Here is a 14,009-nt window from a genome sequence, read left to right as displayed (position 1 = left end):
TGTCTTTTTTAGTTTCCAAGGTTTTTATTTCAGTGAATTTATATTGGGTGGTATTAATTTGTACATAACCGGAGTCACGATCCTAGAAAGTAGTGTAGAACTCAAAAGTCCACCAATTAGAACAAGCGCCAAAGGGGAAATTAGAGGATTTGGATTAATTGCTAATGGTATCAAACCACCAATAGCAGTAATTGCAGTTAGAATGACCGGTAAAAAACGAATCTCTCCTGCTTGTTGTATCGCTAAATTTAATTCTGTACCTTCTTTCCTGAGTTGATCTGTAAAATCAACCAATAAAATTGAATTTTTCACTTCTATTCCGGCCAAACCAATGAAACCAATGATAGCAATGAATGACATGGGATTTCCTGTAATCCATAGCATGGTAACCCCTCCAATGACACCCAAAGGAATAACGGACAGAACAATAATCAAACCTTTAAAAGTTTTAAACTGAAGAATTAAAACTGCGATAAAAAGGAAAACAGTGAGAATAATTACGGTTATAAAACTACCACCAAAAGCATCATCTTCACTTTCCGCTTCACCTGATAACTTATAATAATATCCATTTGGGAATTTAATTTGATCCAGCAAAGGCAAAACATCTTTCAAAACATCATTTGCGAGAACGTCCTTTTGGGTGGAAGATGTAACTTTCACAAACCGATTTTTATTAAAGTGGTTAATGCTAGTTGGTGAAGTTTCGAAATCAATACTTGCAATTTGATTTAGGGGAATTGCAGCACCTGCCAAATTGTTCACAAACAAATTCTCCAAAGAGTTTAATGTCGCAAATTTTTCCTTTGGAACACCAATAGTTATATTATACTCATCACCATCATCATTTGTATATGTGCCCAGGTTTAAACCTGCAACTGCAAGTCGAATGGTTCTATCGATATCAGCTGTTAGAATGCCAAGGGTTCTTGCTTTTTCTCTATTGATATTTACTTTAATGTCTGTTTTTAAGGTATTCAATTCATTATTTACATAGATAGACCCTTTATTGGCACTAAGAATTTCTTCAACTTCAAAAGACAACCTGCGCAATGTGTCTAAATTGTCACCAAATACTCTAATAGAAATCGGTGCTTCAATAGGAGGACCTTGCTCAAAATCAATAATCTCTATTTTAGCATAAGGGAAATCCTTAAACTGTGTCCTTAAATCATTGATAAGCTTATTTTTAACTACCGGTTTGGTATAGTTATCAAGCTGAACAAAAATTTGAGCAAAGTCAAACTTTTCTTCTTGTTGGGGGACATTATAATATATTTGAGGATTACCTTTTCCTACATTTGTCGTAAAATACTTAACAAGTTCGTTAGTTTTGAGATTGTCTTCAACAATTTTAGTAATCCTGTTGCCTTCATATATACTGGTTTGAAGTGGCATTTTAATATTAATTAAGAATATGGGTTTTTCTGAAGTCGGGAATAGTTTAAATCCAATAACTGGAAAGAGAATAAGTGATCCAAAGAACAAAACAGCAGAAATCACCAGGGTTGCTAATGGCCTTTTCAAAGCACGTTTCATCACTTTTGCATAAGTTGCTGCAATAGCTCTTTTCACTAATCTCAAAATAAAATTTCCTTCAGGATTTTCGTGTTCCTTAAGAAACCTACTCGCTAAAAAAGGGACAACAGTCAGGGAAACTAACATGGAAGCAGTAACAGTTGAAATTACGGCTAATGGCAATCCCCTCACAAATTCCCCAGGGCCACCTGGTAGGAAAACAAGTGGTAAAAAAGCAATGACCAAAGTGGAAGTCGTTGCAATTACAGGAATTGTTATTTGCTTGGTAGCCTTAATAGCCGCTTCATTACGTGAAAACCCATCTCGCAACCAACGCTCAATGTTTTCAACGACTACAATGCTATCATCAACCAGTAAACCTAGGGAAACCACTAACCCTACAATGCTCAACTGATTAAGTGAAATACCAAAGGCATTCAAACCAACCAGACCTAAAGCCAAGGACAGTGGTATCGCAAGCATTACTACAAATGAAGCTCTAACACCTAAAGGGGATAAAGTGAAAAGAACAAGTACAATGGCTATTAAAAAATCAACACCTAAGCCAGATAAACGGATCTTCACATTTTCTGCCTGATCGAAATGGTTTACAATTTTAATATTGGATGGTAAAGCTTCTTCAAACTCTTTTAATATAGGAAGATATTTGTCTTGTGTACTACTGATGTTAGTGCCGACCTTTTGTGCTGCATTTACCAAAACTGAGCGATATCCGTTTAATCTGGTAATATGTTTCTCAGATTCATTTCTAAATCCAACATCTGCAACATCTTTCAGATAAATAATTTTTCCGTTTGCATTGAAAATTACTGTACCCTCTATATCATTTATGTCAATAAATTTTCCACTGGTTTTTACATTGAAGGTTTTATTGCCTGCAGTTAACTGGCCTCCCGGAATATTTACAGATTCACTTTGAATACTAGCCAGAACAAGGTTGAGAGGTATATTATATTCTGCAAGTTTATCCAGTTGCAAATCAATTCTAACTTCCTCGTCAGAAACACCTGATACTTTTACTTTTTTAAGATCTACAACTTTCTCTAATCTATCTTTCAAATCATCTGCCTGGTTTTTCAACTCAGCATACGATGCGTTTTCACTGACCAAAGCAACTTGTAGGATATTTACATCACTTGGATCAACTTTTCTTATTTCGATACTTAATATATCTTCAGGTAAATCTGTTCGGAGCGCATTAATTTCTCTAACTACTTCCTGATATTTGTTATCAATATCAACCCCATATCTGAATTCTACACGAATAACTGCTAACCCATCCTCGATTGAAGTAACTATTCGGTCAATATTTTCTAATTCATAAATCTTATTTTCAATGGGTTTTACCACCAACTCTTCCATGTCCTGAGGACTTGTGCCAGGGTATACTATGATTATTGGATATGTTGGTGGGTTAATTTGAGGATCTTCTGCCCTAGGCATAGTCAACAATGTAACCAAACCAACAACTGCCACCATTACAAAAACTACAAGCGTAAACTGGTAATTTTTTACCGAGAAATTAGTCAAATTCATATTCTCTTTATTTAATTATGGTGATTTTTGAACTTTCATTCAGGAAAGGCGAATTAGTGAGAACAATCTCATCTATTCCAATTAAGCCTGATTTTACCTGAACTCCGTAATTGTCAAAATTTGAGATTTCTATCGCTTGGCGCTTTACTTTCCCACCGGGTAGTGGTACAAAAACGAAAGCACTTTTTCCATCAGCTTCTATTAATGCATCGTATGGAATTAAATTATACTTCTGTATAGCGTTAGTTTCAATTACAGCCTTTCCAAACATACCTATTGCTGGAATTGTATTTTTGCTGTTAATCTTTACCTCAACCTGAAAGGAACCTGTTCCAATATCCGCAGCAAGAGATTTTCTTGAGACAACACCATCAAAAATTTCATCGGGGAAGGAGTCAAAGAAAATCTGGGCCGAGTTACCAGTTTCTACCATTGCCCAATCTTTGTCAGATAATCCTACCTTTAAAATCCATTCATTGTTTTTATTTTCGTTGATAGCTAAAACAGGAACGCCACTTCCTACAATTTCTCCTTCATTAGCTATTTTTTTGGTTACAAATCCATCGGAAGTAGCATATATGAATGCGTATTTTTTATCAAATGCAACTGACTCAAGTTGCTTTTGGGATATTTCAAAAGCTGTTTTTGTATTTTGAAATTGTTCCAGGGTTGCAACACTGTCTTTGTAAAGATTTGATAACCTTCTAAGATCTCGTTCCGCTTTTTCCAGTCCCAATTTGGCTTGCTCAAATCCTGCATCAATTTCCTCAGTTTTGAGCGTTGCCAAAAGTTTTCCTTTTTTAAAATACTCACCTTCATTAACTAAAATCCTGTCTATAACCCCTCCAATTTTAAAGCCATATTTTGCTTCATTCTCTGTGGTAAGCATTCCGGTGCTTTTAATCTTTACCCTACTTTCTGATTGTACAACTTTGAAGGTACTTACAGCAATAGTTTCGGATACATTGAATTCATTTTCAGAATTTTCTTCTTTTTTGCAACCAAGGAGGTTTAAAGAGAAAATAAGAATTAGTATTAGTTTTTTAAGTTTCATGGTTTTTAATTATTAATGTTAAAAGATGCATTTGCTCTTTCTATTTCAGCCGATTTTATGTAAGTATCATAGAGTGAAATATTCACTTGCAATTCTGACTGAACTAATTGGTTCTGTGCATCTAATAGCTCGACAAACAATGATTGTCCTTCTTTGTACAAGCGCAAAATATCAGAGTAAAACTTAGTTGATGTATTATAGGCAAATACTGCAGATTGATAGTTAAATAGAGCTGCCTTGTAATCGTTAATCGCATTAGTCAATTGTAATTGAAGTTGTAAGGAAACATAGTCAGTCTGTGAATTGATAATCTTTTGATCGATTTGCGCTTGCTTAATCCTATGTTGGTTTCTTCCAGATGCAAATAGATTCCACTGCATTGAAACACCTAAAAAATAATAGCTTGTTTTATTGTCAAATTGCCAATCAAATCCTTGTGATCCTAAGTCTATGAAGGCATTCATTTTTGGGACTATAAATGACTTTGATAAACCTATAAGATTTTCGTTTATTTTTTCTGATACCTGAAGTTTTAATAACTCTTCTCTTCCAGAGATCCCTTCAACTTCGCTATAATCCACAGCTTCAGCCTGATAAATGGAATCTATAGAAATTGGACTTTTTAAATCCTTGTTTAACAAAAAGTTAAAGTATGCTTTCGCATTATTTGAGGTTTGTTGAGCGCTTTCTCTTAAGGCTTTAAATCTGATGATTTCATTTTCAGCTCTTAATACTACTGTCCTATTGACTTTATCATTGTTGTACAATGATTCATTAATTCTTTTATTTTCTTCTGCCAATCTAAGTGCGATATCATAGATTTTTATGGCTTCTACAGATTGTAAATATTTGAAATAGCCTAACTTAATTTCCTTTGCTAGTTCCCGCTTGTATAAATCAATTTCAACCTGCTGTATAGTTACTTGATTGCGCTTAATCCTTCGGTTGAATTCAATTTCTAAGTTCAATATAGGTTGGGTCGCCCTGAATTTTATATCGTAAAAATTATCAGGGTTAAGTAATATTGTTTGATTTTCCAATAATGGAAAATTATTGGAACCTGTAATTTGGTTTAAAGAATTGTAGACGGGATTGAACAAATCCCCTGTGGGGAAATCTATCGTTCTACCACCATCTGCCTGAAAATAATCAGCTAATAAACTCACATTTGGCAAAAAGAGGCTTTTTGCCTCCTTTAAAGCATATATGCTTTTATCTAAATAGAATTGTTGTTGCTGAATAGATTGATTGTTTTCAAATCCTTCTTTTATGTACCGGTCCAGATTAGTCTGACCTTTTGATGTATTAACAACCAGCAAGCTAGATATCAATAGTATTAATTTTTTATTCATTGAATGATGTTTTTTAAATAAACTATGTTCATTAACTAATAAATTTTTTTACCTTTATATAATAACATTATAAATTCCTCATAACTTTTCATCACCATCATTTCGGGTTCTTTTAAATTAACGCCCCTAATCCGCTGGCTAATATTTAAGGAAGCAATTCCGTGAACCAAACTCCAGACAGAAAATGAAAGTGCTTCTAATTCATGACCTTTGAAATATCCTTTTTCCATGCATTGATTGATTGTTGTCTTCAGAACATCGAACGTCCCTATACCTTCATTCCAATCCTGTTGGTGTATAGAGTTCAAAAAATCCATAGGAGCTTTCATATTAAACATAAGATCATATAAATCAGGGTTTTCAATGGCAAAATTCAAATAAACACGACCTAGGGCTATAATTCTTTCCATGGGATCAGAAACATTAAATAAAACTTTCAATTCATGACTAAGCTTCCGAAATCCCTGCGAATGAATATCATAAAGAATGTCATTTTTATCCTTGTAATAGAAATAAACTGTACCTGGGCTGTATTCAATTTCATTGGCAATTTTCCTTATGGAGGTTTGCTCAATTCCCTTCTCTAAAAACAGTTTCTGAGCTGCTTTAAGTATCAAAGACTTAAGTTCTTCCTTTTCTTTCGCTTTTCTTTCTGAAACTCCCATGTTATCCAACAATATTTTACAAATGTAAATGAACATTGTTCATTTACAAATTTTATTCAAAAAAAATTTATAAAATTTTGAAATTATTTTTTAGAAGGGGTTCGTCACTTGATCCGTTATAAAAAATAGTTTTTTTAGTTTTTAAAGCATTTCATTTGTCATTGGTTCTGAACTTAGATCTATCCGTCGGTCCATAATACTCATCAAAACATTATTTTTTTGACCATATCTATTTCATCAATATTAATGGTATGAGGCATATTGGGATACACTTTTAAAATGACTTCTGCCCCAAGTTTTTTAAGAATACTTTTACTTTCTTCACTTCGGATTAGAGGAACATGAGGGTCAATATCACTATTTCCAATAAACACTTTCGCTCCCGAAAAATCTCCTTGATACTTCTTTAAATTTAAAGTCAAACCAATTAATCCGCCTGTGAAAGCGGCTATACCAGCATAAGGCTTTGCTTGTTGTGCTGCGACTTCTAAAGTCAAACAAGCGCCTTGCGAAAAACCCATTAGGTATATATTTTCAATTCCAATGACGGATGAAGTTTCATTTATAAGTCTAGAAACAATTTCTACAGCAGTTGATAACCATGGCTCATTGCTGTTTTCTGGTGCTAAAAAGCTATATGGATACCAAGAGTTGTTGGTTGCCTGGGGTGCTGCCAAATAAAACGTGTCGTCACAAAATTCATCTGCGAGGGAAATAATATCTTGTGCACTTCCACCGCGGCCGTGAAGTAGGATAATGGCTTTCTTAGCTTGATGCAAAGGTGAGCCTTTTTCAAGTATTTGATAACTATGCATTAGTCATGAAATTTTTCAATATTAAGCTGGATAGGAATAAGTCCATTTTCAATTATACTTCGATTACTTTCTTCCCAACTTGGAAGTTTTAAAGATTCACCTAAATGTTCTTTCGGCTCATCGAGTGTGAAACCAATATCACTGGTAGCCACTTCAAATAAAATTCCTCCTGGCTCACGAAAATATATAGAGTGAAAATATTGACGGTCTAGCATAGGCGTCACATTCAATCCATTCGTTAGTAACCTTTCTCTTACTTCTTTTTGACTTTGATCATTTTCTGTTGCAAATGCCAAATGATGCACTGTCCCACTTCCTCCTACTCCACGTAAACTATCAGGTAAGCAAATAATATCTACAAAATCTCCTGCCTTACCACTGGCCGAAAATCGGAAAAGATTTTCCTTTTGGCTTATGAGTTTATGGTCCATTTTATCCATTAATAAGTTGGCGGTTTTCTCATAACCTTCTTCACTAAGCGATACACCATAAAATCCTTTCACTGCATATTCTATCGGGATTTGACCATAAGTAAACCCCTTTCTAGTATCGGTATTATTGGCTACCAATTCAATTCCTAAACCGTCAGTATCCTCAAAATAAATGAAAACTTCATTATCAAATCTTTGTTGCGGACTCTCAAAAGGGATATTAAATCTTTCAAGTCGCTTCATCCAGTAATCAAGTGAATTTTCCGGAATGGAAAAGGATGTCACTGTGAGTTGTCCTTTCCCCTTTCTTCCCCTCACCAATCCCGTGTAAGGGAAGAAAGTCATGATTGTTCCTGGATTTCCTACTTCATCACCATAGTAAAGATGATAGACATCAGGTGCGTCAAAATTGATGGTCTTTTTAACCATTCTTAAACCTAGAATTCCTGCATAAAAATCAAGGTTTTTTTTTGTGTCGGAGGCCAATGCAGTAACGTGATGTAAGCCAGTTATTTTATTTTTCATGTTATATTATTTATTAAGCCAATTGGCAAATGTTTTATTTAAAAAAGGTAACAGCATATAAACCATTAAGGGGACTAATATAGCTGTTAGAACAAAGGTCCGGATAAGCGCTGGAAACGTATTCAACCAATCACTCAAAGCAAAATTGATAAGGTTAATGGTCGGGTAAATGGCTATCCAAATTAAAATTGCTGTTTTATATTTTGGTGGCTTTTTCATACCTACGTTAGTATTGGAAAATGGGGGTTATGTCAATGAAGATTTTAACAAATGTTGCCAAACCTTCATTATTGCGTTCAATAAGCGTAACGCAGGGAATTGATACTATTTGATTATCATTTCGAGTATAGTCAATTAATGCTTCCACTGCAAAGTGATGATCATAGCCTAAAATTGATTTAAACGAATGGTCTAAACCTCCTATAGTATCCCAAAAGTGTTTGATTCCACCAATAATCTCATTATTGCATTGTACTATTGGGTTGTTGCCGAACATCAATTGGCAATCCTCAGCAAGGAAGGTGCGGTATACCTCAGCATTCATAGTGTCAACTGCTGTATATTTGCTTTTTAGCCACTCGAATGATTTCTCTGAGATTTGAATGGTCATTAATTGATCTGTTCTCATATATTTTTCATTAATTCTTATGCACTTGTTTTTTATCAAACATTGAATTACTCAAATGTAAATACCTCTGTAAGCACAATCTTTGTAGTAAAGGGAAAATGATTTGTAAAAACCACCATTAATTTCGAATTGGATAAAATTAACCTAAACTTCAGTGATCCTTTTTTGCGGTCTTTAAAAGCACTTATTTGTTCATCAGTCCAATAACAAAAAGTTTAATAAATGAGCGTATACTTATTTTTTTGATATCTCTTTCCTAAGTTCGCTGAGATACTCTGGTGTAATACCAATATATGATGCAATTAATTTTAAAGGTATTCTTTGGACAAGTGATGGGTAAGTTTCTATGAATTCTGAATATCGTTCTTCAGCAGTTGAACTGAGCAATCCAATCAGTCTTTTATTTGTAGATATTATATTCCTAATCAACTTTAATTGCTGTTCATGCGCTGAGTTGCTTTCAAGATTCAAAAGATTTTCAAATTCAGTTTTTCCTATTTTTATATAATCAGTCTTTTCAATGGCTTCAATAAAAATTTGAGATGGCTTATAATTGAAAAAACTATCCATGTCTGAAATGTACCAATCTTCTGGTGCAAACTGTAAAATATGCTCTTTACCTGATTTATCAATTACATAGCTTTTTAAACAACCCGAAATAACCTTGTAGGCATGCTTACACATGTCGCCTTTATGCAAAAGTATTACCCCCTTTGCAATATTATTAGTATTTAAATTTTCAAATATGTCACTCATAAAAATCCGCCCAATATTTTCTAATCATTGAAACTTTATTTGATTTCAATAGTGCTTTTTATATCGTTTGGACTTTGCCCAGTTTTTTTCTTGAAGAAATTAGAAAAATGTGCAGGGTCATTAAAGTTGAAATAGTCAGCCACTTGACCAACAGATGCATTATCCAGAAGTAGCGCTTTGCTTTCTTCAACAATTACTGAATTAATAAATTCTTTGGGAGTAGACTCGGTAATAAGTTTAAAATGATTGGTAAGTGTTTTTTCTGTTATAAATAACATTTCCGCATATTCTGCCACACTTTTAGTATTTTGTATATTTTGATAAACCAATGTTTTAAAATCTTGGGTGGTTTTGTAATGTAATGAATGTAAAATAGGCTGAACTGTCTGTAAATTTAGTCGGTTAATTTTTTCAATCAATAACTGACAATACAGCTTCAAAATATTTAGACTTGAAGTGCTAAGTAGCTGAAAATACTCCTTGTGCATTTTTTGAGCGATATCAAGCAAATCTTTAAATGGTTCATATTCCAGAAATAACACACAATCAGATAGCGGATTTAAAATTGAAAAATCTTTAATCGTGTTGGAATTATTCACACGCCAGTCAATAAAACTTTCTTTAAAAATGACGACATAGCTTTGGGACTCAGAATATGTTTTGCTGAAAGAAATCGTTTGTCCGGGTTTAAACATCACAATCACATTTTTTTGAAAAATAGTTTTTTGTTTCCCAAAATAACTAACATCAAATGAGACATCACTGAAAACTCCAATTTGAAAAAAGTTAGATTTAAAAAGCGGGGTTTTTTCAACTCTTTCTTCACCAATATCTTTAAAGTTATAGATATGGATATCATTATGAATAGACTTTAATCCTGACTTATTCATATTGTGAAAGTCTTCAAATTCTGTAAAGTTATAGATTGCAATATTTGTCATTGTTCAGAAATAAAATCTACTTACTAAACTAACAAAAATCTTTGGCGCCTTGGAAAAAAATGGCTCTTTTGTTTTTGTAAAAGGTTGATTTGTGTTTAAGTCAAATCCAAATTTAAAATCTTTAGGCTGGCCATAAATCTCTCGCTTAAAACATAGAATCCCATTCATCCAAATGAGACTTGCCTGAACAAATGCAACTATTGACAAAAAAATAGAATTGCCCTTAACAAAAAGTTGACATCCCTCCTATCTTCCACCGCTGAAGAAAGATATTTAGATTTTATCCAATCTTATCCCAATTTAATGCAGAGAGTTAAATTGAAATTGATTGCTTCTTATTTGGGAATCACTCCAGAATATCTCTGTGAAATAAGAAAAAAAAATTCAGCGAAATGATTTCTTAAACTACCTTAATTTTTCAAGAGTCATTTGTTCAGAGTTTTGCGATGTATAAAACATCTGAAAAATGAAAAAAATCAATTCAAACACATCCTACAATGTAGCCAGAATAATTTTGGCAGTAATTTTTATTCCCAGTTCATTCATATCATTTTTTCTTAAACCCAGTGAAATGGGAATTGGTATTGAGGCTGCCAATATCGTGGAGAACTTGTGGTCTACAGGTTATTTAATGCATGTCGTCAAACTTATTGAGCTTATTGCAGGTATCATGTTTCTAATTAATAGGTATGTTGTATTGGCTATTATTTTGATCACACCTGTAATTGTAAATATCTTATTACTGGCAATATTTAAAGATATATCAGGTTTAACAATGGGTATTCTACTTTGTGGGTTGATTTCAATAATTGCCTATCACAAAAGATACAACTTAATTGGACTTCTAAATAAAAGGTAAATCGAATAGTCGGAACATCTCAAGTAAATATATACACTTATGAAAAATCTAGCCCATTACCCATCTCCCCATTTTTTTCATTGAACTGAAATTTTCTTCGTTGATGTATTATTAAATTGACTAAAGGTGAAATCGAGAGAAATTTAGATCATTATTAATTGAATTAAAAATTAAAAAAACCGAAAAATCCTTATTGAATTTGATCAATTAATAACTATTACCCAATCTATTAAACCCTCATTCTAAAAAAGCCTGTTTAAATCTTTATTGTAGGAATTCTATAATTATTTTTAAACATGGCTTTAGGATGAGTAAAAGCAAAAAAGAAGCTTAATTTATTTCTCAAAAAATAAAGTTAATATATGAAAAAGTCGCTAATCTTCCTGGTATTTACTTTTTTTTCATGTCCCTCCAGGCCCAAGAAAATGATATGAAAAATAGATAAGGTTTGGATTTGATTCTGTTTTCTAATTGAGGTGAAAAAATTATTGGTCAGTTTATTCAATTTTAAGTTCAAACACATAATCTAAATTAGAATTCTGAAAAATCTTCATCAGCCATCATAGGAAATGATTTGCAATTAACTTTAGTGAAATTCAGATTTAGGGTTGACCTTACAGTTTTGAGAATTTTAGATACTTTTCTAGATTTAACTTTTTTATAAATGAAACATTAGGAATTAGTATTTTTTGTAAAGCTCCATTTTTAAAAAATTAATCGCATAAAATCAAACTCCATTAAAACAAAGTGAAAAATAACCTCCTTCAAAAAATCTTAATAATTGCAGGGTTATTTTTAGCCCTTACCTTACCTGGGTATTTGATTTTGGCTAAAAGTGTACCTATAACTTATATTTTATCAGTTTTTATAGTTATTTCAGGAGGCATATTTTTTTATGAAATGAAGGAAAAAAAACGAAGTCTAAATAAATAAACAGATTATTCAAAGATCATATGTAATCCTGAAATTAATTGATAAAATCAAATTCCCAAGAACTTTCCAGAATTTCACTATTAGAAACAAGTAAAAGAATTTCGATTCTTTTTTGCTTGTTTCCATTTTGATTTTATGGAATATCAAGTTGGTCTAGTCATCATTATAAATGTATAAAGTTAAAAATGCACTCAAGTGTCGAATTTTCGAATTGGTCAGGTGAAATCTTCTCCTGTAAAAGAGAAAATAAATTTTTATTGTTAAGAAATTAAATTAGTAGAATAAAATGGTGAATCATGCAATTCAAAAAAAAAGTAAATGAAATATGGGTAAAAATAAGAAAAGTGGTATTGGAGGTTGCTATCGTATTTTTCGGGGTATTGTTTGCGGCACTCATAGCAGATTACCATACAAAATCCATTGAACAGAAAGAGGTCAAGGACTTTTTGATTTCTCTTAGCGATCAAATTTATGAGGATGTAATGGAGGTTGATGTGCTTATTGGCAATTTTCAGTATTTTGAATCTACTTACATCTACCTTAGTGAGGTTGAATTAAATGATGACTTCAGAAAAACGCAATTCGATAGTGCCTTTACCTCCATCCAAAGCAATGATTGGCTGAATCCCAATGTAAGCTTGTATGAGGGCTTTAAGTCAAGTGGAAAGTTGAGTAACATTCAAAACAAGGATTTAATGTTTAATATCCTATATTTCTATCAAGAAGCACTTCCACGAATTAAAGCATCTGAAAACGGTTGGTTAAGAGTACATCAAAGATTAAGAGATTATATTTTAGATAATACATCTTATGAGGAAGATGGGACCTTGAACAACAAAGAATTGATAATAGCTCCAAAAGGAAAAATCATAACCAAAACGTTGATTCCTTCTCCTCAATTATTCGGTCGGTATAGAGCACTTCAGGAACTTGGGAAAGAGATTATTTTTGAAATCAATAAAGAATATGATTTGAGTCCAAAATATAAATTTTAAATTGATTTAATGATAGGTTTTCGAGATCGCACAATAATTGACAGCAATTCAGAAGTAAACAAGGATTTTTTTATTCAACCCAATTTAAAGACTAATAATAGAAGATAGCAATTTCTTTGGTAATGAAACTGACCATAGAAAGAGGGAAAAGACAGAAAATGTTTAATCAAATTTACAATCTAAGTGTCGGTAGAGGCTAATATCTAAATATTTCTAACCTTCAGCCATCCAAAACCAATTTATCAAAACCCTGTTTTGTCCCTAAACTTAGCACTCTGCCTTTGGCTCAGGTCAATCTTGCGACCACTTTGCAATTCTATCATCAAAGTACTGTTGAAGTAGCTGTCTATTTTTTTTACATAGTTGATATTGAAAATAAACTGTCTATTGGCTCGGAAAAAGACATCTTTAGGCAACCTGCTTTCCAGGTAGCTGAGGGTCTTGTTGAGCAAAGGCTGATTCTCCCCGAAATGGACCCTTACATAATCCCCTTCACTTTCAAACAAGAAAATATCCCCCACAGGTACAAAATAGCACTTTTCACTGTCCTTTATCAGTATCCTGTTTTCTAGCTTTAGCCGTTCCTCTTTTACAGCTTTCTCCTCTTTTGCTTTCCACATTTCGAAACGGGAGACCGCTTCCGACAGACGATGGAAATCAACCGGCTTGAGCAAATAATCAAGCGCACTGAATTCATATGCCCTGATGGCTGACCTTTCGTTTTTTGTCACAAAAACAATTTCCGGAATGTCCTCCAAATTTTCAAGCAGTTCGAATCCGTCCATCCCGGGCATATCGATATCCAGGAAAATAAGATCCGGCTTCAGTTCATTTGTCAGTGTGATCGCTTCATGTGACTTTTCGGTTTTTGCGATTATATCTATCCGGGAAATCTTTCTTAGCAATGTTTCCAACTCTTTAATTGCCGAAACATCATTGTCAACGATAATTGCTCTGATTTTCATATCCTTGCCTGTCAG

General features: G+C 33.1%; 12 protein-coding genes. 2 read left to right on the top strand and 10 right to left on the bottom strand.

The features are described from left to right. Positions 1 to 24: 24 nt before the first annotated feature. The 9 genes from HMJ38_RS01545 to HMJ38_RS01505 all read right to left on the bottom strand — a co-directional run bounded on the left by HMJ38_RS01545 (position 25) and on the right by HMJ38_RS01505 (position 10,242). Complete coding sequence (locus tag HMJ38_RS01545; RefSeq protein WP_194972606.1) at positions 25 to 3,075, bottom strand: efflux RND transporter permease subunit; 3,051 nt, start codon at positions 3,073 to 3,075, stop codon at positions 25 to 27. A 7-nt stretch (positions 3,076 to 3,082) separates the two neighbouring features. After that, positions 3,083 to 4,129, bottom strand: a complete 1,047-nt coding sequence (locus HMJ38_RS01540; protein ID WP_194972605.1) for an efflux RND transporter periplasmic adaptor subunit — start codon at positions 4,127 to 4,129, stop codon at positions 3,083 to 3,085. A gap of 5 nt (positions 4,130 to 4,134) precedes the next feature. Beyond that, a complete protein-coding gene (locus HMJ38_RS01535; RefSeq protein ID WP_194972604.1) occupies positions 4,135 to 5,481 on the bottom strand; it encodes a TolC family protein in 1,347 nt (448 codons plus the stop codon). A gap of 35 nt (positions 5,482 to 5,516) precedes the next feature. Further along, on the bottom strand, positions 5,517 to 6,146 hold the full coding sequence (locus HMJ38_RS01530) for a TetR/AcrR family transcriptional regulator (protein ID WP_194972603.1): 630 nt from the start codon (positions 6,144 to 6,146) through the stop codon (positions 5,517 to 5,519). 203 nt (positions 6,147 to 6,349) lie between these two features. Further along, on the bottom strand, positions 6,350 to 6,961 hold the full coding sequence (locus HMJ38_RS01525; RefSeq protein WP_194972602.1) for an alpha/beta hydrolase: 612 nt from the start codon (positions 6,959 to 6,961) through the stop codon (positions 6,350 to 6,352). Continuing rightward, the gene (locus tag HMJ38_RS01520; protein WP_194972601.1) at positions 6,961 to 7,917 is read right to left on the bottom strand and encodes a ring-cleaving dioxygenase; all 957 of its coding nucleotides are present in this window, start codon (positions 7,915 to 7,917) and stop codon (positions 6,961 to 6,963) included. The genes HMJ38_RS01525 and HMJ38_RS01520 overlap by 1 nt, the downstream gene beginning before the upstream one ends. Before the next feature lie 226 nt (positions 7,918 to 8,143). Continuing rightward, entirely contained in the window at positions 8,144 to 8,545 is a 402-nt protein-coding gene (locus HMJ38_RS01515; RefSeq protein ID WP_194972600.1) for a hypothetical protein, read from the bottom strand. Positions 8,546 to 8,779: 234 nt separating this feature from the next. Then, positions 8,780 to 9,301: a Crp/Fnr family transcriptional regulator gene (locus HMJ38_RS01510; protein WP_194972599.1), complete on the bottom strand. Its 522-nt coding sequence runs from the start codon at positions 9,299 to 9,301 to the stop codon at positions 8,780 to 8,782. 35 nt (positions 9,302 to 9,336) lie between these two features. Further along, positions 9,337 to 10,242, bottom strand: coding sequence for a helix-turn-helix domain-containing protein (locus HMJ38_RS01505; protein WP_228779822.1), 906 nt, complete (start codon positions 10,240 to 10,242; stop codon positions 9,337 to 9,339). A 466-nt stretch (positions 10,243 to 10,708) separates the two neighbouring features. On the opposite strand from HMJ38_RS01505, the gene HMJ38_RS01500 reads away from it, so the two are divergent. After that, complete coding sequence (locus HMJ38_RS01500; protein ID WP_194972597.1) at positions 10,709 to 11,101, top strand: hypothetical protein; 393 nt, start codon at positions 10,709 to 10,711, stop codon at positions 11,099 to 11,101. A 1,229-nt stretch (positions 11,102 to 12,330) separates the two neighbouring features. Further along, on the top strand, positions 12,331 to 13,029 hold the full coding sequence (locus tag HMJ38_RS01495; RefSeq protein ID WP_194972596.1) for a hypothetical protein: 699 nt from the start codon (positions 12,331 to 12,333) through the stop codon (positions 13,027 to 13,029). 242 nt (positions 13,030 to 13,271) lie between these two features. Here HMJ38_RS01495 and HMJ38_RS01490 read toward each other — a convergent pair whose 3' ends face one another. Then, positions 13,272 to 13,994, bottom strand: coding sequence for a LytR/AlgR family response regulator transcription factor (locus tag HMJ38_RS01490; protein ID WP_194972572.1), 723 nt, complete (start codon positions 13,992 to 13,994; stop codon positions 13,272 to 13,274). Between the last annotated feature and the right edge of the window lie 15 nt (positions 13,995 to 14,009).

Origin of the sequence: Aquiflexum lacus (assembly GCF_015476655.1) — a bacterium.
Classification (GTDB): Bacteria; Bacteroidota; Bacteroidia; order Cytophagales; family Cyclobacteriaceae; genus Aquiflexum; species Aquiflexum lacus.
This window is presented reverse-complemented; position numbering and strand designations above follow the sequence as displayed.

What these genes read in the sequence shown, in the direction of transcription:
- HMJ38_RS01545 (WP_194972606.1), bottom strand. Translation starts at nt 3,075, where the DNA reads ATGAATTTGACTAATTTCTCGGTAAAAAATTACCAGTTTACGCTTGTA.
- HMJ38_RS01540 (WP_194972605.1), bottom strand. Translation starts at nt 4,129, where the DNA reads ATGAAACTTAAAAAACTAATACTAATTCTTATTTTCTCTTTAAACCTC.
- HMJ38_RS01535 (WP_194972604.1), bottom strand. Translation starts at nt 5,481, where the DNA reads ATGAATAAAAAATTAATACTATTGATATCTAGCTTGCTGGTTGTTAAT.
- HMJ38_RS01530 (WP_194972603.1), bottom strand. Translation starts at nt 6,146, where the DNA reads ATGGGAGTTTCAGAAAGAAAAGCGAAAGAAAAGGAAGAACTTAAGTCT.
- HMJ38_RS01525 (WP_194972602.1), bottom strand. Translation starts at nt 6,961, where the DNA reads ATGCATAGTTATCAAATACTTGAAAAAGGCTCACCTTTGCATCAAGCT.
- HMJ38_RS01520 (WP_194972601.1), bottom strand. Translation starts at nt 7,917, where the DNA reads ATGAAAAATAAAATAACTGGCTTACATCACGTTACTGCATTGGCCTCC.
- HMJ38_RS01515 (WP_194972600.1), bottom strand. Translation starts at nt 8,545, where the DNA reads ATGAGAACAGATCAATTAATGACCATTCAAATCTCAGAGAAATCATTC.
- HMJ38_RS01510 (WP_194972599.1), bottom strand. Translation starts at nt 9,301, where the DNA reads ATGAGTGACATATTTGAAAATTTAAATACTAATAATATTGCAAAGGGG.
- HMJ38_RS01505 (WP_228779822.1), bottom strand. Translation starts at nt 10,242, where the DNA reads ATGACAAATATTGCAATCTATAACTTTACAGAATTTGAAGACTTTCAC.
- HMJ38_RS01500 (WP_194972597.1), top strand. Translation starts at nt 10,709, where the DNA reads ATGAAAAAAATCAATTCAAACACATCCTACAATGTAGCCAGAATAATT.
- HMJ38_RS01495 (WP_194972596.1), top strand. Translation starts at nt 12,331, where the DNA reads ATGCAATTCAAAAAAAAAGTAAATGAAATATGGGTAAAAATAAGAAAA.
- HMJ38_RS01490 (WP_194972572.1), bottom strand. Translation starts at nt 13,994, where the DNA reads ATGAAAATCAGAGCAATTATCGTTGACAATGATGTTTCGGCAATTAAA.